Source organism: Edwardsiella anguillarum ET080813, from assembly GCF_000264765.2.
In the GTDB taxonomy this organism is placed as follows: Bacteria; Pseudomonadota; Gammaproteobacteria; order Enterobacterales; family Enterobacteriaceae; genus Edwardsiella; species Edwardsiella anguillarum.
The window spans coordinates 473,645-499,891 of sequence record NZ_CP006664.1; the positions used below are offsets into that span (position 1 = coordinate 473,645).

Annotated in this window: 26 protein-coding genes and 1 tRNA gene; 2 read left to right on the plus strand and 25 right to left on the minus strand. The window is 51.4% G+C overall.

The annotated features are described in order from the left end of the window. Positions 1-169 precede the first annotated feature (169 nt). Positions 170-244 (plus strand) — tRNA-Arg (locus ETEE_RS02140). 160 nt (positions 245-404) lie between these two features. Next, positions 405-1,562, plus strand: coding sequence for a tyrosine-type recombinase/integrase (locus tag ETEE_RS02145; RefSeq protein ID WP_034162696.1), 1,158 nt, complete (start codon positions 405-407; stop codon positions 1,560-1,562). A 99-nt stretch (positions 1,563-1,661) separates the two neighbouring features. On the opposite strand, the gene ETEE_RS02150 is transcribed toward ETEE_RS02145, so the two are convergent. From ETEE_RS02150 to ETEE_RS19655, 25 genes are all read right to left on the minus strand, one after another. After that, complete coding sequence (locus ETEE_RS02150) at positions 1,662-2,018, minus strand: tail fiber assembly protein (RefSeq protein ID WP_321970052.1); 357 nt, start codon at positions 2,016-2,018, stop codon at positions 1,662-1,664. After that, positions 2,018-3,748 carry a prophage tail fiber N-terminal domain-containing protein gene (locus tag ETEE_RS02155; RefSeq protein WP_225865104.1) on the minus strand — a complete coding sequence of 577 codons (1,731 nt, stop codon included), beginning with the start codon at positions 3,746-3,748 and terminating at the stop codon, positions 2,018-2,020. The genes ETEE_RS02150 and ETEE_RS02155 overlap by 1 nt, the downstream gene beginning before the upstream one ends. Before the next feature lie 60 nt (positions 3,749-3,808). Then, complete coding sequence (locus ETEE_RS19640) at positions 3,809-4,681, minus strand: hypothetical protein (protein WP_071881868.1); 873 nt, start codon at positions 4,679-4,681, stop codon at positions 3,809-3,811. 179 nt (positions 4,682-4,860) lie between these two features. Then, positions 4,861-5,523, minus strand: coding sequence for an Ail/Lom family outer membrane beta-barrel protein (locus tag ETEE_RS02160; protein WP_034162697.1), 663 nt, complete (start codon positions 5,521-5,523; stop codon positions 4,861-4,863). A gap of 53 nt (positions 5,524-5,576) precedes the next feature. After that, positions 5,577-6,578 (minus strand): hypothetical protein, encoded by a 1,002-nt coding sequence (locus tag ETEE_RS19645; protein WP_071881869.1) that lies wholly within the window; start codon positions 6,576-6,578, stop codon positions 5,577-5,579. Further along, entirely contained in the window at positions 6,575-9,694 is a 3,120-nt protein-coding gene (locus ETEE_RS02165; RefSeq protein WP_034162698.1) for a TipJ family phage tail tip protein, read from the minus strand. Before ETEE_RS02165 ends, ETEE_RS19645 begins: the two co-directional genes overlap by 4 nt. Positions 9,695-9,734: 40 nt before the next feature. Next, a complete protein-coding gene (locus tag ETEE_RS02170; RefSeq protein ID WP_071881870.1) occupies positions 9,735-10,388 on the minus strand; it encodes a tail assembly protein in 654 nt (217 codons plus the stop codon). Then, complete coding sequence (locus ETEE_RS02175) at positions 10,286-11,023, minus strand: C40 family peptidase (protein ID WP_034162699.1); 738 nt, start codon at positions 11,021-11,023, stop codon at positions 10,286-10,288. Before ETEE_RS02175 ends, ETEE_RS02170 begins: the two co-directional genes overlap by 103 nt. An 88-nt stretch (positions 11,024-11,111) precedes the next feature. Continuing rightward, positions 11,112-11,648 (minus strand): zinc ribbon domain-containing protein, encoded by a 537-nt coding sequence (locus tag ETEE_RS20955; protein ID WP_034162700.1) that lies wholly within the window; start codon positions 11,646-11,648, stop codon positions 11,112-11,114. A 78-nt stretch (positions 11,649-11,726) separates the two neighbouring features. Next, positions 11,727-12,425 (minus strand): phage minor tail protein L, encoded by a 699-nt coding sequence (locus ETEE_RS02185; RefSeq protein ID WP_034162701.1) that lies wholly within the window; start codon positions 12,423-12,425, stop codon positions 11,727-11,729. 15 nt (positions 12,426-12,440) lie between these two features. Then, on the minus strand, positions 12,441-12,770 hold the full coding sequence (locus ETEE_RS02190) for a phage tail protein (protein WP_014526494.1): 330 nt from the start codon (positions 12,768-12,770) through the stop codon (positions 12,441-12,443). After that, positions 12,770-15,676 carry a phage tail tape measure protein gene (locus ETEE_RS02195; protein ID WP_034162702.1) on the minus strand — a complete coding sequence of 969 codons (2,907 nt, stop codon included), beginning with the start codon at positions 15,674-15,676 and terminating at the stop codon, positions 12,770-12,772. The genes ETEE_RS02190 and ETEE_RS02195 overlap by 1 nt, the downstream gene beginning before the upstream one ends. Then, a complete protein-coding gene (locus ETEE_RS02200) occupies positions 15,666-15,992 on the minus strand; it encodes a phage tail assembly protein T (RefSeq protein ID WP_034162703.1) in 327 nt (108 codons plus the stop codon). The genes ETEE_RS02195 and ETEE_RS02200 overlap by 11 nt, the downstream gene beginning before the upstream one ends. Before the next feature lie 8 nt (positions 15,993-16,000). Continuing rightward, positions 16,001-16,444, minus strand: coding sequence for a phage tail assembly chaperone G (gene gpG, locus ETEE_RS02205; RefSeq protein WP_225865105.1), 444 nt, complete (start codon positions 16,442-16,444; stop codon positions 16,001-16,003). 7 nt (positions 16,445-16,451) lie between these two features. Then, the gene (locus ETEE_RS02210) at positions 16,452-17,222 is read right to left on the minus strand and encodes a phage tail tube protein (RefSeq protein ID WP_014526490.1); all 771 of its coding nucleotides are present in this window, start codon (positions 17,220-17,222) and stop codon (positions 16,452-16,454) included. Between the two features lies 1 nt (position 17,223). After that, the gene (gene gpU / locus ETEE_RS02215; RefSeq protein ID WP_014526489.1) at positions 17,224-17,637 is read right to left on the minus strand and encodes a phage tail terminator protein; all 414 of its coding nucleotides are present in this window, start codon (positions 17,635-17,637) and stop codon (positions 17,224-17,226) included. Next, positions 17,634-18,212 (minus strand): phage tail protein, encoded by a 579-nt coding sequence (locus tag ETEE_RS02220; RefSeq protein ID WP_034162704.1) that lies wholly within the window; start codon positions 18,210-18,212, stop codon positions 17,634-17,636. The genes gpU and ETEE_RS02220 overlap by 4 nt, the downstream gene beginning before the upstream one ends. Before the next feature lie 11 nt (positions 18,213-18,223). Continuing rightward, a complete protein-coding gene (locus tag ETEE_RS02225; protein WP_034162705.1) occupies positions 18,224-18,505 on the minus strand; it encodes a hypothetical protein in 282 nt (93 codons plus the stop codon). Then, a complete protein-coding gene (locus ETEE_RS02230) occupies positions 18,498-18,821 on the minus strand; it encodes a DUF2190 family protein (RefSeq protein ID WP_034162706.1) in 324 nt (107 codons plus the stop codon). The genes ETEE_RS02225 and ETEE_RS02230 overlap by 8 nt, the downstream gene beginning before the upstream one ends. A 92-nt stretch (positions 18,822-18,913) precedes the next feature. Beyond that, on the minus strand, positions 18,914-20,929 hold the full coding sequence (locus ETEE_RS02235) for a ClpP-like prohead protease/major capsid protein fusion protein (RefSeq protein ID WP_049703849.1): 2,016 nt from the start codon (positions 20,927-20,929) through the stop codon (positions 18,914-18,916). Continuing rightward, positions 20,886-22,412: a phage portal protein gene (locus ETEE_RS02240; protein ID WP_014526543.1), complete on the minus strand. Its 1,527-nt coding sequence runs from the start codon at positions 22,410-22,412 to the stop codon at positions 20,886-20,888. The genes ETEE_RS02235 and ETEE_RS02240 overlap by 44 nt, the downstream gene beginning before the upstream one ends. Continuing rightward, on the minus strand, positions 22,412-22,615 hold the full coding sequence (locus ETEE_RS02245; protein WP_014526542.1) for a hypothetical protein: 204 nt from the start codon (positions 22,613-22,615) through the stop codon (positions 22,412-22,414). The genes ETEE_RS02240 and ETEE_RS02245 overlap by 1 nt, the downstream gene beginning before the upstream one ends. Then, entirely contained in the window at positions 22,612-24,705 is a 2,094-nt protein-coding gene (locus ETEE_RS02250; protein ID WP_014526541.1) for a phage terminase large subunit family protein, read from the minus strand. The genes ETEE_RS02245 and ETEE_RS02250 overlap by 4 nt, the downstream gene beginning before the upstream one ends. Beyond that, entirely contained in the window at positions 24,705-25,241 is a 537-nt protein-coding gene (locus ETEE_RS02255; protein WP_014526540.1) for a DUF1441 family protein, read from the minus strand. Before ETEE_RS02255 ends, ETEE_RS02250 begins: the two co-directional genes overlap by 1 nt. Before the next feature lie 682 nt (positions 25,242-25,923). Beyond that, positions 25,924-26,136, minus strand: a complete 213-nt coding sequence (locus ETEE_RS19655) for a hypothetical protein (RefSeq protein ID WP_014526537.1) — start codon at positions 26,134-26,136, stop codon at positions 25,924-25,926. Positions 26,137-26,247: the final 111 nt, after the last annotated feature.

Sequence of the window (26,247 nt, forward strand, 5' to 3'; positions counted from 1 at the left end):
CCCGCTCAGCGCGGCGCCGCGGAGTGCGCATTTAGTAGGCGGCGTCGCGCAAAAAGAGCGCGTTCTGCCCCTTATGCCCCGGTTCGGCTTGAAAAAAAGAGAGAGAATACGGTAGGATAGCTCAATGCTTCGGCGCAGATAGCGCCGCCGCACCACGCCCTATACGCGTGTTCCCTTAGTTAAATGGATATAACGAGCCCCTCCTAAGGGCTAGTTGCAGGTTCGATTCCTGCAGGGAACGCCATTACATAGTTCGTCAACATCCGCATAAGTTCGCTAACCCCACGCCAGATAAGCAATCACAGATAATTTCTGTCCGCTACCGTTCGATTTAGATCGTTGACAGCCGCACTCTTTTGCGGGTAAAAAGCGGGTAAAACATTTTACCCACCGGGATTTTACCCATGCTCACGGTTAAACAGATTGAAGCAGCAAAGCCAAAAGACAAGCCCTATCGCCTACTGGACAGCAACGGGCTATACCTCTACATACCAGCCTCTGGAAAAAAGGTGTGGCAACTGCGTTTCAAACTAGGCGGTAAAGAGAAAATTTTAACCGTGGGTAAATATCCTCTTGTTTCTTTACAAGAAGCTCGCGACAAAGCCTACCAGGCAAGAAAGGATATTGCCGATGGTATAGATCCAGTAAGGACCAAAAAGGAAAGCGAGAAGGATAACTCATTCTCAGTGATCTATAAGGAATGGTACGCCCACAAGCGCCAGGTATGGTCTGAAGGGTATGCGAATGAATTACAGCGGATGTTTGAAACTGATATTCTCCCGCTCATAGGCGCGATGGAGATGAATGAAATCGAGCCTATGGCCCTTTTGTCTGTTGTGAGGCGGATTGAAGAGCGCGGAGCCATGGAGAGAGCAAACAAGGCCCGGCGTCGTTGTGGTGAGGTGTTTCGTTACGCCATAGTAACGGGGAGAGCAAAATACAATCCAGCGCCGGATCTCGCTGATGCAATGAAGGGATACAGGAAGAAAAATTTCCCTTTCCTTCCTGCTGAACAGATCCCTGCATTCAACCAGGCATTGGCTGGATATTCAGGCAGTATAGTTTCGAAGATTGCCACTATGGTGTTGCAGTATACAGCCTTGCGAACCAAAGAGCTCAGATCTATGAAATGGCCTAACGTCGATTTCACTTCCGGACTAATTACGATCGACGAATCGGAAATGAAGAGCCGTAAGCCTCACATTGTCCCTATGTCGCACCAAGTCGCTGAGTTGCTCAAAGCATTAAAGCCAGTCACTGAACCTGTATCGCAGTTTGTATTTGCCGGTAGAAATGATAAAAATAAGTCGATCAGTGAAAATGCCGTTCTATTGGTCATTCGCCAAATCGGCTATGAAGGGCTGGCGAGTGGTCACGGTTTCCGCCACCAATTTAGCACCATTCTACACGAGCACGAATGGCCTTCTGAGGCGATAGAGCGCCAGCTTGCTCACACAGATAAACAGTCCGTGCGCGGGATCTATAACCATGCACAATATATGGATAAAAGGCGAGAGATGATGCAGTGGTGGGCTGACTGGATAGACGGCAATGCCGCATGACCTTCGCGTTACGAACTCAAAGAATTGCCTTATAACATAACCAACGCCGCGCTCACACCGTCCCACGTGTTTATGGCGTCCATGCCCCCCCCCAATCACTCAACCAGCTGGCTTTGGCGGCCATGTGATATCAGGAGCGGTTGAAGTATCTGCAGCTTTCACCGCCTTGATATACTCCATCCATGCAATAAGCTTCGCCTTATCGACATCATTGATGACGCCTAACGCTAGTTCAGTCCGCCAGTCTGCAGTTACAGCATTAGCTTCATCTAATAACGACTGCCTGTACGCTTCAGCCTGTATGACAAGTTCTTCGTGCGTTGGCGGAGGGTTAACAATTGCCATGGCCTCGCGCTCCGTGATTGCCGTAAGGCCCTCGCTTATATAGTCATCCTGACTGCCATCAGACTCGTAAGCATACACAACATCATGAGCATCTTTAAAATACTTCATCATCACACCATCTCCGACCAAATAATAGAAGCGACTGCCCCGTCCGTCTTTGTTACTGAATAAGTTTCGCCTGATGGGACGATGAATGATAGTGATGGCCCAGAATGGGTTGATGAGTTATTAACGCTAACAGCCCTAGCAACAATAGCACCACCAACCCTTGCTTCTACAGTTCCCCAGCTTGCGCCGTGATAAGAAAATATGACCAGCATCGACCGTGTAGAACTATTTGTATATGTTACCCCCATGACCCTGCCGCTTGTTACGTTTGTGTAGCTTCCCCCCATTGTGGTATCACCAGCGGCAACGCTTCCTGCCGTTATACCAACGTCCAGTTTTGCCGCATTCCCCAATTTAAGGTATTGGATAACATCATTAGCAGTACCAGCCCCCACGATATCACGACCTACCTGTGAAAAATCAGCAAGTCCTACACGGTCAGCGCCAGTGAAATACGATAGCTTATTTGCCGCAGCCGGCAACGCAGCAATCGCAGATAATATGGGGGCCTTATCCTGCTTTGTGTCCAGCTTCCCAAGAATACGATCGGCCTCAGTCTTGGCGCTCTGAGCTGATCCTGCCGCCGCTGATGCGCTACCGGAAGCGGCTGTCTCCGAGGCTTTCGCTGCACTAGCACTACCAGCTGCTGCGCTGGCGGAGCTTGATACCTGTGACACTGACTGCGCAGCAGATGATGCACTCCCAGCTGCTGCAGTTTCCGAGGCTTTAGCAGCACTAGCACTGCCAGTTGCAGCACTGGACGATCCCGCCGCCTGTGATGCTGACTGAGCGGCTGCTGTTTGCGAATTATGAGCACCGCTTGCCGATCCTGCAGCCTGCTCTGCAAAGGAATGTGCTTCCGTGGCACTGGATGCGGCGCGATCTGCATCTGCACGCACAGCCTCCCTCAGAGTGGCCTCGGTTGCCTGTGCCGCTTTTACAGCGGCATCTGTTGCTGCAGTTTCCGCAGAGGAGGCCGCCGCCAGCTCCGACGCTTTCGCGGCGTTCTGGCTGGCCAGCGCCGCAGCTGCGCTGTCTACCACTGCCGATTCTGAACCATGCGCCGCCTGCTGACTGGCCTGCGCGGCCTGGGCGCTACTGGCCGCCGCCCGTTCTGATTCTTTAGCTGCATTCTGACTGGCCAGCGCTGCAGCTGCGCTGTCTGCTGCCGCAGACTCCGAGGCTTTGGCCGCTTGCTGGCTGGACTGCGCAGACTGGGCGCCACTAGCAGCCGCCAACTCCGACGCTTTCGCGGCGTTCTGGCTGGCCAGCGCTGCGGAAGCACTCGCAGCTACTGCTGATTCAGATGCATGGGCAGCATTTTGACTATCTAAAGCAGCGCGAGCACTCTCTGCGGTGGCATCCCTATTCTTTTCAACCTCTGCAGATTGGGCCGACACTTTGGCCACCATCACTTCAAACTCTTTCATCACGTCAGGGCGTAAATCACCATCCTGTGGGAGCCCAAGAAAATAGTTCAGCGTACCATCAGGAGAGTCGTGGTAAATCTGAATATCCCCGACATACTCCGGCGGATATCCATCCACACAGAGCGTTACGCGGTACTGCCCTGGCTCCGCTGCCATGTCATATAGCCCTGCCTCTCCAGGGCTCTGTGATGCGACAGTATGAACAATGACGCTTGCGCTCGTTCGTAGCGCTTTCAACGCAATTTCACAATGGGTAATAGGTTTCCCCATCCCATTTTTTAGGATGCCGGTAATGCGTGCCATATTGACTCCATAAATAAAAAAGGCCACCGATGGTGGCCCTGTTACTTAGTGACTATTTATTCAGAATGGGAGAGTCCAAGTAATACTAATGGTCCCATCTCGAAAGTTAGCATTACGATCACCTCGCCAAAAATACCGTGTTCCGCTATAGTTACTATATGAAATTGATAAATCACCAGGTTGATAACCTGAAACATAGCCAATGCTATAGGTATAGTCTGCATCCCATGGTTGTTGCTGAGATCTATCTGGGTAAAAGAACGTCGAAACCCTGAAAAAATAATTATGTTTTAATGTATACCCGCAACTTCCAAGCAATACACTCTTCCCTTTCCGTATTCTACTCTCTTGTGTCGAGTAATATCTTGGGCCATATAAATAGCCTATTTGGCATGTTAGGCTATCACTAGGATATATCAATATATTTTTATTCCATGAGTTCGGAAGCGAAAACTTATATGCCGCAGTAATCATTCCTTGCTCTATTTTTGTTCTGCGATCACCTTCTTGTGGGAAGAATTTATTATTGTCACCATAATTGCTATATACTAGGCTGAATGTTCCTGGCCTCCAATCATCATAGCCAAAACTATAAACAAAATCAGCTCTATAACGATTAATATTTTGCAATGGTGTCCTAACCGTCAAATTAGCAAAAAAAGAGCTTAATGGGGAGTACTGAAAGCTAACAAAGACTCTTTGGTTATATATGTTTTTGGTCTCACTCTCAGTATAACTTACTGGTATATACTTGTCTTGATTAGACAATGGTGCATTATAAGTAATAGCTGTAGACAATCTCGCTTCTGAACCAGAAAAAAGGCGAGACCACGGGGTGGTAAACACGGGAACAGAGTCCTCTGCACCATCAGCACCAAAAGCACATATCGGAAAAATAAAAAACAATAAAAAAACATATTTTCTCTTATTCATTTATCTCATCTCAACCATCCTTAGGCTTTTCTTTAATTAAGAATAGATACAGGTGGATGCTTTCTCCACCCCATAGAGAGAAAACAACAAAATGAATACACATCTTATTGATTTATAAGAAAGTGCAAAGCGAACCAATAACATTTAATCGCACCACACTTACCCGTCATGTCAAAACTCTAAAAAATAAGACCAACCCCAACCAAAAAGCCATGGCTGCGGTCATCACCGCCAACACCGGTATATGAGAAGTCCAGGACATAACCTCCAGCGTTAAGCTGGACTCCGGCGGCGTAAGCCATCGATACACGGGTTAACTGCTGCTCCGCAGTGTGCAAAGCCGTCCCAAGCGCATCGTTAGCGCCATCATCCACCTGAATATGCCAGCTCAGCCGATCAACGCTGGCACCCGCCAGCCCATATAAACTGAGATTGTCGGTAACTCGATACGATGGACCCGCCATGATCCCCCATCGCTGGGAACGGCTACGCCCATCAACAAGTACAGGGACACCCGGTCCATAATTATGCCCGCGCCGGATCTGCATTCCCCGGCGTAATCCCGTGTAACTTAGCCGCCCTATCACGCCCCAGCAGTCGGTAAACTCATAGCGATAGGAAAGTGCAACACCTTCAGCATCGCGGTATGGCGCCGTGGACGCACCAAAGTGTTCAGATCCAATAAACTGATCTGTAATCTGCTTAAACTCAACCAGATCTTTCTCAACCTGGATATTCGATTGCTGTATATAATTCAGCGTTATTGTTGAATCACCTGAACTCGCTTGGGCCATACCAGCAGCAAAAAGCAAAATAGCAGGACATAAAATGCATACACGCATACCAGATCCTTTTATGAAGGGTTAATGTGAAATAGTAGAAATAAGGGAGGAAGTTAAAAGGAGAAGTAATCTTCTGCGTCGAGTACCATCAATGGCGAGTCACCAACAAACCATGGCGATGAATGAGCAAACTCACCAGAAACCCGCCCCATTGCCGCGCCGATCGAAAAGCCATCGCTACGCTGATATAGCTTGCGAACCCCACACTGACCAACACCAGTAGGCATATACATTGGCCTGCGAACGCCGGAAACCCCGGTCATACTATTTTGAGCCATGCCATTCATATTTAATAGTATTGGTCGTGTTAGCATACGCCACCCTGAGTTATAGGCCAGCACGCCATTATTGTATAGCTCAAGGCCATAGGTATCACGTTGAAGCCCGCCACCTCCATTTCCTGTACCAAAGATAACAACTTTAGCACGAACAGATCTTGGCGCCGCATTACTGATATCTACCGGGTAAAAATTTATTTGCTGCGGTTCCTCATGGCACGATATGCAAACATTAGGATCAGTAGTATAGAAAAATACCACAGAGTTATATCGATTAAATGCTGGGTTGATTCTGGACGGAGCCCATCCGTAATCTATGGTTACCTCTCCTCTGAAAAGCTCAGTGCTAAATGATGTATCACCTGTCAACCTAAATAATGCAGACCCATTTAACACTTCCAAACCATATGTGGCTTTCTGCTGCGTTTTAGTCGGCCACGCAATGACAGCATAAAACAGGGCAGGAATACGATAATCGGCGGTATTGGTTGTATCTATAAGCACTCGCCTTGCGCCATCAAGGCGCGAGTATCTCCGATGAAACCCCCACGGTCCTCCTATCGATAACCTGTCATAACCAGCGATGGGGGCACTATTCCAGCAATAGTAATCGTACCCATCAGGAATAACGATCCCTGTATTGAATGGCGCCTTGGCGAGATTTAAGCCATCACCAGGAACTCTTGATACTCCCAAAATTTTTGATACGGTTGTCTCGCTGTTCAGCGTTAGGAATGAACCATCATCACGAAAAATCCTCAGACCATAGTCACTCATACCAGCGTTTTCCTCAAATCTCCCAATTTTATAACTGGCCGGCCTGATTCATCATTAATCTGTATCAGATCGCTATCCATCATTAAACCAACGCGGCTATCTTTGTGAGATCGAATGGTGAGCTGTCCATCTGGAGTAACAATAAACCTATCGTTAATATTGAGTGATTTCATAAAAGCCTCATCAATAATAACCTGGCCATTCTGAATGATGAAAGGTAACAACTCGCTGCCATTATTGGGATTCATAACGGCAAAACGATCGGCAAGTATCAGTACTTGGCCAACACCTCCCTCAGCTGTGGCCTGAATCCCGGCAATAACCTTTTTACCGTCTTGTGTGGTCTGAACCTGCATTGACCACATGGCAGACACATCGCCCTTAAGATCTGCCTGCGCCTTAGAAATCACCTGGACAGCAGAAGCATTTTCGCCGACCTGAGCATTAACGTTATCAATTTTCTGAGATAACGCAGCATCCTCCGTCGCAACAGTCTGAGACAACGCCTGCAATTGAGCCTTAGAGTCACCAACAGCAGACTCCAGAACCGTCAGCGCCTGATCAACTTTAGTTTCTGAATCATCCAGAGCTTTATTAAACTCATCACGCACCAGATTATTATCAATGCCTTTCAGAAAATCCTGCGCCATCTGACTATCGGTAATTTCGCCTTTCAGAATGTCGAGTACGCCGGTAGCATCGCTGGTGACTTGGCCTATAGACTCAACGAATATAGATTTACCGACAAGATTCACACTGCGCACATAGAAATAATATTCCGTAGCTAATTTATTTAGCCCCGCCTTCACCCAATAAGTCGCAATCCCGAGGCGCATCGCTAATGACTCAACCTGAGTCACATCTGTGATACGTCTCTCTGAAAAATAAAACTCATACTGCACATCGGAATGATAGTAGGTCTGGTGAGGGATTATCGTGATCTGAAAATAACCGGGGTTAACCTCGATGCTCGCTGGAGCCTCAGGGACTTGAATACTAAACTGCGTAGAGGTTGGCGCGCCCTGCTGACCTAGGCCATTCATGGCTCTCACGGTAAGCTCATAGTCACCTCGCGACAGATCATTAAACGAAAACCGTGTCTCGCTGATCGTCGCAGACGTTACCAACCGCGCAGGGTCCTCCGCCGTTCCTGCGCCAGTCGTCAGCCGCAGGAGAAACTTACAGCCTTTAACAACGCGCGGGGTGTCCCATTGTGCTAATGCCTGATATTTATCCGAATCGGCGCCAATGCTGACGGACAAATGCTGGATAGCTGGCGGGATAACGCCGTTTTCTGTGCCTGGTAACGGCTCAAAATGCGCGCCGTTATCCACAATGGCCTCTTTCTCCGGTACATGCTGCAGCGCCGTAACGGCATATGTCCCGTCATCATTTTCGCGGAGCATCATGCAGCGAAATAAGCGCCGGCGCATAGATGAAAGCCGCAGTCCCCATACACCATACGCCTGAATACCGGCCGGAACTGTCTGCAGCCGCACCATATTTGGCGCAGGGAGATCGACAACAGGGATGCTTATTGGCGAGCCATCAGCACCGATAAGATTCATCTCTGCCGAACCACCTGGAGGTAGAGCAATATCACGATCGAGGGTGACCGTTCGGCTGACCGTATCAGCATCCAGTATTCGCCCACCAACTGTGACACCTGCATAATCATTATCGCAGATTTCAATAATGTCACCGGGTAGATGGCGCAATCCCTCGGCACCGATCATGAAATCGACGGTTTGCGTCTCCAGCAATTCAGTCTGGATCACCCATAGCCCCATACGTCGCGCTTGGCCACGCGACGTACAACCAAAGGCCTCCATTTTAAGCAGGTTTCGCCCATATCGAACGATGGCCGCCTGATCCTCTACAAGCTCCACAGAGGCTTTCCAGCCATTCTGCGGGTCAATGTATCGCACCTCTACCGCATTATGACGATCTTTCAGTGCGCTGAATCCGTACTTAAAACTGCCGTCAACGACATTGCTGTTTGAATACGTCCACACTTTGTCTGCGGGCCTGTCCTGCACAAACGTCATCGTCAGACCGTTCCAAACGGGCATACAGCGCATTAATGAGCAGAAGTCAGCCAGGACATCATAAACCTTTCGCTGAGTCGCTAGGTAGGCGTTACACACCATCCTCGGCTCCGTCCCACCAAACCCATCAGGAACAGACTGATCGCAATACTGTGCAATGGCATACAGGGACCAGATATCAACGTCTGCCATCCCCATACGATCGCCCATGCCATACCGTGGGTGCGTAAGCAGATCCAGCAGACACCACGCAGGGTTATTGGTATACGCCGGTTTGAAAGATCCATCCCAAATACCGGTATACACCCGCGTAATTGGATCATAGTTGGATGGGACCCGGACAATGCGACCGCGAACGTGGTAATTCATCGTGACCTGCTGGCTGCCGAATTGCTCAGCATCCACACGCACACCAACTACAGCCGTATTGGGATAGCGCTGCTGCAGATCGATTATCTCAGTGTAACTCGACCATAATGTTTTGTTCTGTAAACGAGCAGATGTACTGTCAGGCGTATTCCTGATCATCCGAATACCGAACGGGCGTGGAGGCAAATTATCGACGACTACTGATGCTAAAAATTGCGATGTCCGCTTTCCTTGGATCGTCACATCTTTTTCCGTCACCCAGGCGCCGGCGCGCTGCACTTGAATGCTCAGATTAACGCTGGTTTCGACCTGATCACCGTCATCGGTGCCGGCAACCAATGATGAAACACCGAACGTAAAGCGCAGGCGATCGATCTCTTTTGATGTAATGGTCCTGGTTATTGGATTAGCGTTTTTCACCTCGGCGTTTAACATTGTTTCAGCGCCAGATTCCTCAAACCCATCCAGTGACGACTGCTCCTGCTCTCCAACACGGTAAACCACCGTGACACCGTGGACATTAACATTACCATCAGCATCGACAGTGGGCGTTTGATTAACCAGGATACTCTGCAGGCCATCCACTGGCCCCTCTATCGGACCTTCACTCAACGCATCAATCACGCTGAGCAGTTGAGAAGATCGTAAATTATCAGGTGCCTCATACGGCGTATGCCCACCGCCACTACCCTTACCCATAATGCACACCCCTCATATAACAAAACCGCCAAAAGGCGGTTTATGTTCTGCGACCTATCACGACAACTTTTCCGCCGCCACCTTCATCACGGGTGCTCAGCATCTGCGAAATACGGCGCGATCCGATTAACATCTCGCCGTACAAAACCGGTAATGGGTTTCCTTGTGCAACCATGTTATCCAAGCTGGAAAAATAGGTGCTTTGCTTTCCGTTATCAGCCTGCGCCATTGATGGCGCTTTCGGCTGTGGTGCCAACATCTGCGCAACGCCACCAAGGGCCATGCTGGCACCTGCTGCGTATAGTCCAGATACTGCAGCAGCCCCCATCCAGCCAGCGGGGTTCCACCACGCCACGGCGATCATTGCCACACCAGCGATAATCTGAAATACCCCACCGCGCTTTGCGCCGGCAGCCCGAGGAACAATATGAATAATGCCCCCATACGGCAAAGGCTCCCGCATACGCTGAGCCACGTCTGCCGGGGTGGCAGTTAGCCCTGCGATGCGCACTTGATAATGTCCCTGCGACATCTGCTGGCGCAGGCCTGGAAGCTGTATGCACAGCGCACGAATTCCCTCAGCGGCGGTATTTACATGGAGGTCAAATCGACTACCAAATCGTTGTAAATCCCCGTGAAAGCGGATACTTGCCAGTCCCGGTGCCTCCATATTGAGTGCGTTCGCCGTTGCCATTTATCGCTATACCTCTCTCGTTTACTCAACTGATCAGGGACGTGATGTAGCAACATTCCGTCACCACAGTAAATTGCCGCATGATTCGCTACGGATGACCCAAAGCAGCACAGCACCACATCCCCAGCCTGCGCATCACTGGCGGTAACCCGGTAAAACCCGGTTTTCTCAAAGTTCTCCAGATACAGATTTTCGCCACGCTTCCACCAATCATCATCCCGATGAAAATCGGGCAACGTCAGGCCAGCGAGCTCATAGGCGTCACGAAAGAGGGTGTAGCAATCCAATATCCCGTGCTCAAACTGCCGCCCCAATAAGCGGGGAACGCAGCGAAACCGATGGATATTGCCATCGCAGACTAACCACCACGACAAGGCGCTGGCCAACTGCAGCGTTCGGTCTCCCTCGCTGAGATAGGGCAGCCCCCCAGGATGGCTATGCACCATCGCGATAACCTCCCCCCTGGCCTGTGCCGCCAAAAAGTCCTCGGGCGCCATCCTGAAATACTGCGTAGGCTCAATAGACCGGTTTTCAAATGGCAGATATGCCGTTCTCTGATCCATACGCACCACATAACCGCATGACTCCATCGGCGCACACTGTAAAGCATGCTCCAATATTTCATCATCAATCATATGATTCCTTATAGAGTAAATAGTAAGTTCATTAAGAATGACAACAAAACAGGCAATAAAAAGCCCGTTCAATAACGGGCGTATTTCTTCAAGCCATTAATATTGATCTATACACCATAGAGAACTCTTCTCTAAGGTCATGTGGCAGTTCCGACAAAATAAATTCAATATCATCGGAATATCTTTTTTCAATCCACTCAGAGCTAACATCAGGATTTATTTTTCTCAATTTATAAACAACATCGGCGACTTTGCTGCTGTTAATTGTTTTTCTTCCAGCATCAACTTTGATGTATTCATTAATAGGAACACAAGAAGGAACAAAAAGATAATCAACATTACTTTCTTTTGCCACATTAAATGCTGGTATATCACTACCACAATGCTTGCACTTAATAGCTTCTTTCTTTACTAACTCAGCGCAAAATGGACATTTCCTCATCCCATTTTCCAGCTGTTTATCCTCTATCGCTTTATCATTCTTAGATATTAAAAGAGCGTGGATTATTGCCACAATAAACAGAAAAAAACCATATAACCACCACGCACCAAAAGATCGCCCTTTACTCTGTGCTATGAATGCAGGAATTAATCCAAGCAATGCAGCAACAATAAATAATTCCATATCACCATCCTCATTAGTAATGTAGCCACATACTAACAAATGATAGGTGTAAAGGTAAAAGATGATGCCACCAAATTATCATTGCGATAGTTTATTAATAGACAGATAACCACCAAAGCTGCCGATATTGCTCCTCAGCTTGCACCCCCTCGGACATCGACTGCACTGGTCAAGGGAGGGATCAACGGTTGGACTATCGAACACATCCGCCACTGGAGGGCCAGCATAACCACACTCATCTGATCGATAACGCCATGCACAAACCTCTGCGAGCATGATACGCCCGGGGAATACGGCTCCGTCAGTCTCAGTAGGGAGAGATAAAACAAACGTCGCCGTTTCTGCAGTCAGCTCTGTCAATTGCTCAACAACGTAGCGAGCCACGGCCTCCTGCTCAGGATCGGCCTCTAGGTTACCATCGGGGAAATTTTCCGCATCAAGAAACCGAGAATATACCTGCCGGCGCACAACAGAAGCCCCAACAAGGCTCTGCAAATCCTCCGCCATTCCAGTGACCAGGCCAAACAGATTAGATACGGCGAGCGAAGGGCGATTAGTTGCCCCCTTTCCCTTAATTTCGATACCCGAGCACTGAATGGGATAGGGTTGATATTGTCTCCCCTGCCACGTTACCGGCTCACCATTGTGATTTAATTCATTGCAAAAAAAGTAACGATCCCCGCCTATGGATGACAGGTCGAACTCCCACAGATCAATGCGAGCTCCCTGCTCAGTTTTTGTGGTTTCGTTTCGGGTCTCCTGCGGAATATTGCGCATTATTCCTCCTCTCAATCAGGAAATCACCTGGTTAAACGTTGCTGTAAACACGGTGTTAAGCATTTCAACCCGTGACGCCCATTTCCGGCATACGACCCTGATCTGCCGATGCACATAGGGCGGCGTCCATAGGAACGCTGAAACACCGCCGTGTCGAGATAAAAACGCCTCCAGCGCGTGGGCGTCATCCCGCGAGACCTTGATTGTTACTTCATAGCTTTTCAGATCGCCATTTAAACCGGAGGATCGGCGCTGTTCGTACCCCTCTCCGAACTTTACAACATGCACCCGTGGCTCAGACTCTACGACCATATCGGGGCGAACTTGCCAGCGAAATGTTTCCATTATCGATATGCCCCGCTCAGATGACCACCATCACGCCCCTGCTGCCGCAAAAAATCAGCTGCAGCTTTTTGCCCGAGGTCATATACGGCTTTTAGTGCCCCTGGACCTATCTCGCCATTTTTACCGTCGTTCTGAATAACAACGTTATAGTTCGGAGAAAATACCGAGCCATGTGCCCCAGCCCCAACCGCAGTTACCGCTAAACGGCCTTTACTATCTCGGGTCAATGGCATGATCGCCTCTGGCCCTGCCTCCCCCATCAAGCCCGCCCCGCGAGCAAAAGCAAAAAAAGTTGGCTGTGAAACCACCTGGCCGCTATATGCACTCAAATCTGACGAGCGATACACGCCGCCGGATGCGTTTGCGACCAGTGGCAGGTTGCCATATTCTCCCGAAGAAAAGGCATTAGCGCCTCCTGCTGCCGCCCCGCCGAACATGCTAAACAGCCCACCAACGGCCTTTGACAATGCCATTCGTGCAGCAATGCGGGCTAAATCAGACAGGATCGATGTTGTCAGACTACGAAAGTTAGCTTTACCACTTGATACAAAGTTTGCCAGAGAGTCGGCAGCACTACTAAACGCCCCCGTTAGCGCCTCCCCAGCGGCGCCAGCGGCATCATCCCCGGCCTCTTTAATATTTTGCATAGAGCGGCTTACGCCAATATCCCAGCGGGCCCGCTCCGCATCAACCGCAGCATAGTAACCACGCAATGCCTGTAACCGCTGCTCTAGGCTTTCCTGCAGCATGCGGACTGCATCTGAATACTCCGTGCTACCCTTCGTCCTTTTTTGTGTGGCGCTTCGCTCTAACTCCCCCATAACCTGATCGTAGTGATCGCGGAGAACCATCTCCTGCCGTGCCCGCTCACGGGCTAGGTCACCCATTCGAAACCCCTGCAGTTCAAATGATCGCGTCCGGCTATCTCGTTGCGCTTCTTGCTCCATCTGCATAGAGAGCTGAGAACCCTTGCGCCTCATTTCATTCAGCGCTTTCTGCTGCTCTAACGCCTTTTCCTCCGCTACGTTCTGGGAGAGTAACTTCTCTAAAATGGCGGCATTCGCCACCACGCTTTGCTCAGTTTTAGTCAGGCTGCGCCCTTTCAGGTCATCCAAACGCTGACGAAGTGCGATCAGGTCGCGCTCTGATTGTGTTAGGGTTTGCGCTCCAGCCTGTTCCAACTGCAATGCTTCTCGGGTTTGAGCAAGGCGCTGGCTATAGCGATCTGCCAAGCTTTCCCCTTGCGGGGAACCTTGGTTACCCCGTGACTGAGATTTTGCATAGCGTTCATTTTCAGCATTGATAGCAAGGTCGATAGCATCTTTCGCAGCGCCGGAATTTCTGATCTGTTCCAGCTTCCTAATGTGTCGAGTTGCCTCGCTCTCGTACTCACGATTTAACTTTTCTGTTGCTTCAATTTGTCGTTTTTGGCGCTCTTGATCATCTCGATCTGCTTTCTCTCTGCCAGCCTTAATAGACTCTTGATATGATTTCTCTCCGAGTTCTCCAAGCTGTTTTTGCAATCGTAATACTAGCGACTGCTTTTCAATAATGGCCTGAGTACTTTCTTGAGAACCTAACGAGTCACTTTTTCGCCCGAAACCATACCCAGTAGTATCTACATTCACTGACCCTTTTTTTAAATTAACCAAATCCCGTTTAGCGTTTTCAAGCTGACGGCGAGTTTCTTCCAATTTATCGCTGATTGGAACCTCACGCCCAATATTCAGCATAGAATCCCACGCCTCAGAAGCAGTATTTTTTACTGACCTCCATGCTATTTCAAGTGACCCAAGATTTTCACGCATTTCTGCTGTACGGGTATTAATAGCTGCCGCATACGCATTCATGGCCACTCTAGCCGCCTCCTGCTCTCGCCCCTGAGAAGCAAGCGTAGTGATCTGCTCCAACTGCGCCGCCGTCAGAAAATGTATCTGATCATCAAGCGTCTTTACCGCTGCTACTGGATCTTGCTGCAGCCGCTTAAACTGCTCGATGGTTGAGTCAATTGATGCTCCAGTTGACTTTTCAAGGCGCGCAGCAGCATTAGCAACCATTTCAACAGATGAACCAGAAAATGCACCAGAGCCAACCGTCTGAGCCAATGCCGATGCCATACTCCCTTGAGACAGACCATCGCCAGACATAGCTCGCGCCAGCGCTTGTAATTCCCCCGTCGTTTTCCCGGCATAGCTACCCGTCATAATCAGATTGCGATTAAACGCCTGCTGCTCCTGCTCGGCCTTATACAGCGCATATGCCAACCCACCAATACCGCCGGATAATGCTACGACGCCTAGCGCTGCGGGTGAAATAACCGAACTTAACGCGACAAACGTATTCTTTATGCCGCCGAAGGAGTCCTTAATCTGCCCGCCTTGCTGCAGCAGGATGAGCAGAGGATTTTGACCACCCGCCAACTGCGTAACCACGTCAGTCATCTGCGCCGGTAACATGCCAACGGCGCTACGGTATTGTCCGACTGAGATGTTCATTTTTTTGAGCATCTGATCTTGCCGCTGCATAGCCGCGGTAGCCTGCCCAAACGCGGCCGCATGCAGCCGCTCTTTAGCCTGTGTCTGTTCCAGATCTCGGGACAGAATTTGCATGGCGCGCGAATACTCTTCCGTTGAGATTTTGCCATCACGAAGTGACTGCTCGACCTTGCGCTGCTTTACTTCAAGGGCGTCCATAGACCGCAACGTCGGATCGATCGAACGCAGGAGGCGTTGCGTTGCCCGGACTTGGGCTGCCGTAAATTTATCGGCGCCGTCTTCTGTCGCGGCAGCCGCGGACCGCACTTCCTCGTTCACGATCTGAATATCATCGCGAGCTTTTTGCATCGACTCACGGAACTGCGCCGTGTTAGCACCGATAAATATCTCAAGATCAGTTTCACTGGCCAAATCGCACCCCCCCAGGAATAAATGTCGCGGCCGCCATAATTTGATCGTCTCCCATATCTTCCTCGGGCTCGAGCGCTTCATCGCCGGCAGTGATTAGGCTAAAATCCTGCATAGAGACCTCATCACTCTTTCCGCCTGCCAACAGGAACTGATTCAGCTTCAGGGAAGCAAACTCGCAATCAACCAGATCAACAAAGAAGGGGCGGGTAGCATAGTAATCTGCCCACGTTTTAAACTCCGTGCAGCTCATAGAGGACAACCAGCGCCGCCAGTCAGCGCGCCGGAACTCTCGCGCCAGTCCCAAAACAAAGGCCATTTCCCGCCCTAAAACTTTCCCGCATCATGCTCTCCGAGGGTTCCGTCTGGAGACTCTCCCGGGGCAGGTTCCGGGGGAAGCATACCGCTCAAGGCCATCACTAATTTTCCCGCCTTTCCCAGCGCATCCGATGGCCATGCCCGCATGATGCTGTGCTGTAACACCTGCATTTCCGTCGGATCCTCCATTTTTTCTGGGGATACCGTGGCCATGGCAACCAACATGGCATTCAGCTTGATATCCATGCGATTAAGCGCCGAGATATACTTCATCGGCTCAATCTCGCCGTCATCATTGATCTGGTTTGCTGCCGCATACTCCATATACTCAATACGCTGCAGTGCTGACAGCTCACGAAGCTCAACAGAATGCTCGCAGTGAGTAAATTTCTCTTTTTTTAAAAACATCCACGCCCCCAATAAAAAACCCGCCAAAATGGCGGGCTGCTGCAATGAAAAATCAACTTAACGTGAGCGTTAATTTATCAGTAAAGCCACCGCCACTGATCGTGATCGCCGCCTCACCCGCCATTAACGGCACAATATCGGGAGCCGTAGCATCGGGGATCAACGCCTTATCTGGCGCAGAGGAAACAACACTCAATGCTGGAATGGCTGCCCCCGCCGGAATAGGTTCAATGGTTAGGCTGATACGCCCCTTAGATACGGGAGCGCTCCCCGTCCATTTGCCTTGGCTGCCTGTCAGTGCAACCGCCGTACCATCTGCAGATTGCCCGGTAGAGATTTTGATACCAGTCAGCGCCGGGATAAGTCCTTCTGCTGAGATCGGCTTACCGGATGGCTGAATTTTAATGTCTCGCGTAATAACATCTTTACTGTTGATCTCTTTGCCAAGATTGGTAATGAATCCCGTAAAAAAATCGGCAGTATCGTTCGGGTATTTAATGCGAAATGCCAGCGTTTTACCCAGCATAAACGCATCCATCAACGCCTGTTGCCCCGGGTCTCCAGGCATCCACGCTAACGTTACCGACGCCTCCGATACTGATTTTTGCCCCGGAGAGCTCTGCTTCCAGTCGGCATCAGGATCGTCGAGATAGGAATCATCCTCAGTGTCGGCTTTCATCTCTCCCGGCTTCAGTGACTTTACCTTACCCAATCGACGCCAGTCAGGCTCCGGCGACTGGGGGGTTCCAACACCACGCCCGATGTAATACCAGAACGTGGTCTTTGCGCCTTTAATCGGCTCATTTTTCAGCGGATCAGCCATATCACTCCCACTCAAACGTAATGTTATATTTCACATCAATAGCAGCCCAAGTCGCAGCGACATCACTGCGGTCATAGGTGCATCCCACTAACTCGATTGATGAACACAGGCGCAATAACTCCCGACAGTTAGGAACAACCGGGAAAACTAAGCGGCTAGCCCAGTGATCTAACGTACTATCCGGCGCGCTCGATTTAACAAACACGGCCACATGCAAAACTGCCCGCCATTTCGGATCGTCGAGAAACTCATCGTCATCCGCAATATCTGACAGATGCACAGAAACCGCCGGTAACTCCTCTTCACCGTCAACAAACGCTGGCAGCCCATTGAAAATGGCGACTTCTTCAGGCTCGTCTTTTAAGACCCTGCGGAACTCATCGACCAGAGCCTTACGGATCTCCGTTGCGCTCATCGCTTCATCTCCCGCTTCAGCTGTGACGTCAGCTGCTTACCCAGCTCATCCTCCATCTCGCTCAAGATGTTGTCTTTCTCCATCTCAAATGCCTGCGTCAACACGCCTGACATATCCTCACGCGTCGCGTCGATCATCAGTCTCTGCTTGGCGGCAATCGCCGCCGCAGTCCTGTGCATGATCTGCCAGTGACGATACTTGGGGATGTAGACAAGGAAAGAGCCGGGATAAGAGCGGCCGCCAGCCGTTAATACAGATCCACGCCAGCCAGACCGCCCGCCACTGCGCGGCCCGAGGATCAACTGCGGGGCCCCACGATTAATGACCGGCATTGCGCTTCGATATACCGTGATTTTCGAATAGGCCGCAATGCCGCCACGAGGGGTGTACAACCTCATGCGCCTTTTGACTTTATCGATGGGCAGCTTCTCTTTACTGGCTACTCGCTCTGCGGCACGCAACATGGCCGCCTCTGCGACCTTCCTTGACGCACGCCGCACGGCGGCAGGGACAGCTTTATCGCTGAGATCACGCAGGACGGCCTCCAACCTGTCCATGCCTTTAACTAATGCCATACCCCCCCCGATTAGCCGATCTCCAGTTGGATCACCCACTTCCCGTTTTGCTGATGAAACTTACTCACGGTGTAGGCTTTCTGGTTCCACCTCACATCGTCACCGCGCCGTGGCCGATAGCCGGGTGAAAACACGATCAGAGTCAGCACGCTGGCTTCCACTGGACCGAGAATCGCTGATAACGATGAGGGCACCACGATAACCGAAGTGCCGTTGATCTCGGCTGGCTTACCGAAACGCTGAGAGATAGTCGCGTCCATCCTGCCAGCCAGCTCGTCGAATGGGTTAGGCATTGATTTTTACCGGCACGAAATCATCGCTAGTGCCGGCAGCCTCCCACACCACACCGACATAGGGCTCGCTGGCACTATTGGCCAGCTGCACTTTGTCGCTCTTCAGGTACACCTTTTTACCGGTGGCCATATCATCGGTCCGCAGTTTCGGTAACAGGAATACCCCCTCAGCCATGCCAACGCCCTGCGCTTGAGCAGCAACATCGGAAATGGAAACAGCCATAACGTCGCCCACTTGAACCAGGGCGCCACTTTCCGTGGCCTTCGCCGCAGTAAACTGGATGGTCTTACCTTCCTGTACAAAATTTTTAGCCATAAAGCCTCCAGGCCTCTCCGTGAGAGGCCAAATTCAGGACATAAAAAAAGCCCATAAGGGCCAGTTCGTGGTATTCGGATTATCGGCCGATATTACGATGCAGAGCAGCGCACCAGGCCGCGGTGATCAAGCGGAGAAACGCCCGCGTCAATGCGGACTTTCGTCGTCACTCCATCAACGTCGAAACCATCCAGTTGATCGATATACGGAGCGTCTACGCCGTTGAGATAGGCGACCTCAATCGTGTCGCTGCCTTTCGCGGCCGCCAGGTAATAGGTCGATACACTGGCATCATCCAGGCGCGGTTCGGCGATAACGGTGGCAAAGTTCTGGATCGGGTTAATAACGCCAGAGTTAACGTCAGCCCCCTTAACGCTGGCCGACTTAATAACCTGATTGGCATTGGCCTCCATCGCTGTCGGAACCAGGACAAACGCCGGACGGATGTTCAGATGGCGATCGCCTTCTTTTTGCGTCCGCATCAGCTGGCGACCTTTATCCAGGCTGGGAACATCCATGGCGGCACTGCTCAATACGTTATGGTGCTTGGCGCTATCAAACAGCACGACACCATCCGTCGACATTTTCGGGTTTTTCGTCAGAACGGCATAAACCAGATCAGCGATCGTCGCCTTGGCGGCTCGCCCCAACTTCATCGGCACATCGGTCAGCATGTTCAGATCGTCGTTGATGATAGCTTGGCGAGTAATGCTGAAGAGCTCACCATACGTCGCCAGCGCGATCGTCGCTTGGCTATCACCGGTGGTAACGTACTTATACTCAGCTCCCTCGCGCACCTGACGCAGTGAGGAGAAGCCACCCAGGCCGACACGATGCGCAACTTTGAAGTCGGAAAGCTGCCCCTTCTTCGTCCACTGCTCAAACGTCTCCCCTGCATCCTCCCAGCCTTGCAGAATAGACTTATTGGCCACGTCCAGCAGGATGTTGCCGAAGTCTGAGCTTGAGTGGGTAAAAGCGAGACCGACCATCTGCATCGGGTTATAGCCGGCAATGCCGATCCCACGCTCTGTCAGCGACATTCGCGCCATTTCGCGCAGCGTCATCCCGGCATACGGGTTATCGCGCTGGCCTTCTTCATAGCCGGATTGCGCCATCAGGGCAGCACGAATGCCATCGCCAGTGAAGTTACCGTTGCCCGCGTAGATGTGCGAGTTAGTGCGGTTCTGCGTACCGTTCAGCTGATTGGTCGGCGTCGCACCTTTACCCAATTCGGCCAGCAGCTTGTCCTTTGCCTGATCGACAGAGCAATCGACATCGGACACGCACTGCGCCATCAGATCGGCATGGCGGTTACCAAACATGGCAAATAGGTCTTGGATACCGGTGACACGCTGGCGCTGCTCTTCCTGCACCTGGGCGCGAATAGCGTTAACGTCGAGATTTCCCGCCGGCGCCGCCGGTTCCTGATGGGTAGGCTGACGGCCAGCATTGGCTTGCGGATTGATCAGATTACGGATGCTCTTCGGCATATGTTCGAATTCCTCTACTCGTTTAGATTGGATGCAGGCCATCGCCTTGACAGGCTTGATGGTTTTGTCAGCGAATCCTTGCTCGACACACTCGACGCCGCTCAGCCACGTCTCTTGCTCCAGCAGCGCCGCGATCTCGTCTGCCGTCTTCCCTGTTTTCTCGGCATAGGCCGGGATCAGCACTGATTCAACCTTGTCCAGCAAATCAGCGTAATCACGCATTTCATTGGCATCACCGCCGGCAACGCCCCAGGGCTTGTGGATCATCATCATGGCGTTTTCCGGCATGATGATTGGGTCACCAACCATGGCGATCACCGAGGCCATCGAAGCGGCCAGGCCATCGATATACACCGTTTTGCTGGCTGGGTGATTTTTCAGCAGGTTATAGATGGCGATGCCATCAAAGACATCACCGCCTGGGGAGTGGATGTGCAGATTAATGTGGTTCACCTGCCCCAACGCTGTCAGCTCCTCAGCAAACTGGCGGGCTGAAATACCCCACCCGCCAATTTCTTCATAGATACTGATGTCCGCCGTATCCTCCGCACTGGCTTTCATGCTGTACCAGTTACTACCGCGTCCGGCTCCGAGTGCGGCCATCCCCTTTGGACTCATGATTTGGTTCTTCTTTCCCACCACTGGGATCTCCTCCTGTGTCATTAGCCGGATCGGTATCAAACACCAGCCCCAGCTCTCTGTTTTCGTCGATTTCAGCCTTACGACGACGTTTCACATCTGCCGGGGTTCCGCCTCGGGCACGGATCCAGTCACTTTCCGTACCGGCGCCGCCACGAAGAATGACCTTCCAGGCGTTGGCCTCTTTGAGTGGGTCAATCCACGGCATAACGGGGCCGCTGTAAACGGCGTTGAATAGCGTTTCTTTGTCGATACCGCGCGGGACAGTAATACGGCCAGCTGCAATCGCAGCGGACAGCCAGCGGCGATACATCGGGCGAGTAATAGCAGCGATAAAGGCATCTTGCAGGATGGCGTAACCCTCTTGCGCCTCGACCAGCTCCTGGCGTTGCGCGCTGTATGTGCCATCGTAGTTACGGGCGATAGAGGAAAAGCTGCTTCGGGTTCCTGCGGCGACGGCTCGTAATTGCCCCATGCGGAACGTCTCAAGATTCGGATTCGGGCGATCTGACTTAATCATCCCGATATCCTCACCCGGACCAAGGCCGTCAAAGATCATCCCAGGCGTAATATTCAGCTCTCGCTCTTTGCCTTTTTCGTAGTTGTCGTCATTAAAGGTCTGTGCGTCACCCCGCTTGATATAGGCGCCAAACGCCGCGCCAAGTCGCGCCGCAATACGCTCGCTGTCCTCGTAATTTTTGAGATCGGCCAAACGAATAATGACGCCAGATAACAGCGACACCCCGCGAGCCTGATTTAACCGGCGGGTAAATTTCAGATGCAGCATATTATCTGCAGAGATTACCTTGGTATCAGCGAGACCAACGCCAAACCCCGGATACGTCTTATAGACTTGATAGCCAGTAGGACGCATCCAGTTATTAAACTGGATCCCCTGAACCAGATTCGTTTCTTGATCGCTCATGCCTAACGGCACGTAATCCGGCTCCATCGCCTCCAGCCAGCAAGGAACACCGGCAACCTTAGATAACCCCACCGCCGATCCGCAGATGGTATGCACAAACACTTCGCCATCACGTAACCAGGTACGCAACAGCAAGCGCTCCAACACGGGCCGCGTATACTGACCAGATACATCTGGAGCTACCGACCATTCGGCCCACGCCATGCGGATATCTTCGGCCAGCTCCTTATTTAACGCACCGTCCGGCGTTAGGGGCTGTGGCTCAACGATGATTCCCCGTGAGCCGATAATCCGCTCTTCCAATTTATCCAAAGCGCCGATAACCAGATCGTGGTTTTCATCTAGCCACCGCGCTTGCTCGCGCAATGACTTGCCGCCAAACTGCGTGGCTTGATTAGGTGAGCGATTTTCTCGGTGCGCTCGATGCGTACGCGTAGGCATGACCGCCTCATACGCCCGAATAGTGTGCTGAGCGCGTAGGCGTGACAACTTCCAGTGAGGCGCAATAGCCGTCACCATCTTCCCCAAGATACCCATTAGAACCTCGCTACTGAGTGCAAACTGCGGGGTCGGGTTTTAGCTCGTAGTTGCGCGTCGATATCCTCCAGCCCCTTGCGGATCACCGACAGGCTTTCCATCGTCATTTCCTGCCCGTTAATTGAGATGGACTTCCCCATTAACACGGCGCGCTCAGCCTCCAAATAAGCCTGGCGCCGCTGCTCCAATTCTTCTCGCGTCACAGTATCCACCCTCCCTTAATCTCTTTATCAGGAACAACAGTTGGCGCCGCGAGGACGGCCTCGAAATTGATTGTGTTAACCGGTTTATTTTCTTCGGACGCGGGCTGCGTTACTGGTTTTGATGATGGCTCAGTAGGTAAACGCGCCCACACGGGAGGGCTCTCCCAATTAATACGTTCATACCCACGAAGAATGGCGATGGCATGCGCGTAACAGAAAAGGTCGAACGCCTCGTTTGCGCCATGCCCTGGCTTGCGCCATTTCCCGCTGATATCGCGCTCCTCATACGTCAATTCCTCATAGAACCACTCCCCAAGCCAGTCGGGGAAATGAATATAATTTGGTCCAGGAATATCGCGAGATAGCGCACCAGAGATCCGATCCTTGAGCTTATCGGTTTGCAGCAGATAGATAGGAACGTCACCTCGGGCCTTTGCACGGCGGTCGGAGCGGTCTGTGTTGTCAGGGTAAGAGCGCGAGATCAGCTTGCTGCGGGATACGCTATCCCCTTTCAGCAAATAGACACGCCGACTCTCACCGTCACGGCGGCAACGGCGCCAAAAAGTGTAGGCGTTATCGGTGACGCCATCTTCACCCCCAGAATCGACCCCCATCGCCAATATCGGCATGCGAATATCCGGCGATGACTCCAAAGGATAGGTTTTATCAAGAACATCCGTTCTCAACAGGTCCCAATCCTCAGCGAATGAAGCCGGATTAATCGGCTGACTTTCCCCATTCTCATTGAACCGCATGGAATAGCGGATGTTGTAGCGATCGACTACCCAGCGCTCGCCATCGGCGCCATAACCGATAATCTGCACGACAAAACGACGATTCTTACCACCCTGTACGTCCACCGTCGCGATCAGGAAGCGCACGCCTTCCGGTACAACGCGCTTCTCTATCACTTCCGCACGCGCCATAAGGACATCGCTCTTGCGGCTTTCCAGCGAACGGCGCGGCATATACGGCTGCCCGCAGTCAGTATTGATGACCGTTTTCAGCGTCTCCTCACTACCGGTCGCCTCATACTCCTGTTCAGCGGTCAAAATTTTATAGATAAGCTGCGCCCAGGTCTGGTACGCCGCCGCCGGCCCCTCCATCCAAAAAGACGCGATACGAGATCGACGTGGCGTTCCGCTACGCTCACCATCGGCATAGCTAATTTCCCCATCGCGCAGCCAGATGCCGCGCGCGTTAAGCTCACGCTTTTGATGCGGTTCAATCAGCCCCATACAGTGTGGGCACTGTACCCGAGCCGCCTCGCTGGCCTCCATGGGATCCGGGTTATCTCTATAGCCGACAACGTTCTCCATAATCGGCTGGAAAAACTCACCACAGTGGGGACATGGCCAGTACCAGCGCCGGCGATCGCCTCGGTTGTAGAGTGACAAGATCCCCGTCGAGGGAGGCGCCTCATGTGGCGTCGTCCGCTTCCACTTCGTATCTACAATATCTCGCCCTGGCGAGCTCTCAACCAGAGTCATCCCAGCCGACATAAACGTTGTGGTGCGCTTAGATGCCAGGCTAAAAGCATCACCCTCACCATTAATGTCCTCCGGCAGACGGTCATAGTCAGTCAGCGCTACAAAGCGGTAGTCTGATGACGACATAATGTTTACCGATGGCCAACCAATTTTTAGATAGGATCCATCACGTAGAATTTTGTCATGAACGTTATTGTCATTCCGGCGCGGGCTCATCCGACGGCGCACTGCTGGGCTACAGCGGAAAGTACGGTCAAGGCGTTTTTTCGAATGCTCCCTGGCTTTCTCCTCAGAGATCTGCACAATCAGCATGTCGGACGGGTCGCAGCAAATGTTATAAACAATCCATCCATCAACCAGCGCCACGGTCTTCCCCGTTCGGGCGGGACCGACAAAAATCACCGCATCAAACTCTCTCGACGACAGACAATCCAACGGCTCTAGCACATACGGCGACACATTCGGATCCCAAGCGACAGAGTTGCCTGCACTCTTTGGCACTCGCATATACTTCCCAACAGCCTCGGATACCCTCATTCGACGCGGCGGCTTTAATCGAGCCGATAAATCCTGCCCTATCATTTTTGCGGATGCGTACATCAGTCCTCCCCTAGCCCCTCCTCACTGCCGGCCAAATCCGATGCGCAGGCATGGTATGTGCGTTCAGCCAGCGTAAAACGCAGATCATCAATGACATTTTGGACATGCGAGACAGCCTGCGGAGACAATGCGCAATCGCGCTCTAGAAGATCTGGTACGGTTTCAAGCACCTGAACAACGGCTTTTGTCATACTGGAAAACACAGACACAACCTCAGACTCCGGGATCAGTTGCCGTGTACTCTCCTCCAGCTTCACGCGCTCATTCTCGGACTGATACCAGTCCTTACGGTCCTTTGGTGGCATCAATGCGGGGTTTTGAATGGCATCGATATCAGCAGGAGCGCTATTAGTAGAAAACAGCGCTGGCCCGACATCACGGAGAGCATATAGGGAATTCCCTCTACTCTCTCCGGCTGGCTCTACACCAGCTTCGGCCAGCCGTTTGCGCACTGTGGCCCGATCAAGAGAAAAAGCCTCTGAAATCTTAGAGATACTCCACGCAAAGGCAGTGCCAAGATCGTCAACAGTTCCCATCTCACACCCCGATTCACCACCTTAAAACACAATTTCGCATTAAAATTCAACGAATAAGAAAAATGCACCTGGCGACAGTGCAAAACACACTCACCAGATGGATCTATATTTTTTATATATTAATCATGATATTACGGCAGGTGCTGATGATGGCGATCAAAGTGCAAAAACTAGCCGCCCGCCGCGTGGCGCGTGACCCGCAGTAGGGCCACCCTCAGGGAGTACCTTTTGATAATGGTTATCATTTGTTGATTGGTGCGCTGGATTCCTCCGCCATAGCTCCAGCTGGCGAGCATGTGGGAACCACCCCGGCGTTACCTGTTTTTGAATGACCCCGCCCACTCACATGAAGGATGGCATGGTCTCGGTTAAGGAGAGGACACGGCGACAGGCGGCGCAAACCGATTATTGGTTACGGGTGCTGTTAACCAGCTGCTTAACCCGCTCACGGCTCTCTATATTCGAGCGCCCCGCATACGTTTTGGGGCAGAATTGAACGATATGCGTTAACGAACCGCAATAGCTGCAGCGGCGTCCTCGCGTGAATTGAAACGGTGATGACGTCATACATACCCCCATGAAAAAGGCCGCACATGGCGGCCTGGCTGTAACGATAATTGCTCTGAGTGTGGTAATAACAATAAAAAACCCGCCGCAGCGGGTTATTAATTAGGAATAACAATTATTCATCATCATTGCTTTCCAGTGCATCCTGGATAGCATCAGCTAATGAGCCAACCCCTTCAGTTACAGCCTTAAAATCAGCAAAAGCTTTACCACCAGTATAAGAAGTAGGAGAGCCAACAGAAGCTTTTACAATCTCTAAAGCTGCCTGTACTGCCAGCAAGCGACGCTCTTGATCGGATGTAGAATGTGAAAAATAATCTTGAAGCATAAGTCCTCCATTTTGGGTACTTACCACAATGATAGTTTTCTATACATGGGGCGCTCAGAAAAAACACAAGTCTACATTATCACAGACCCCCCACTGAAGGCCTGCTGTAAT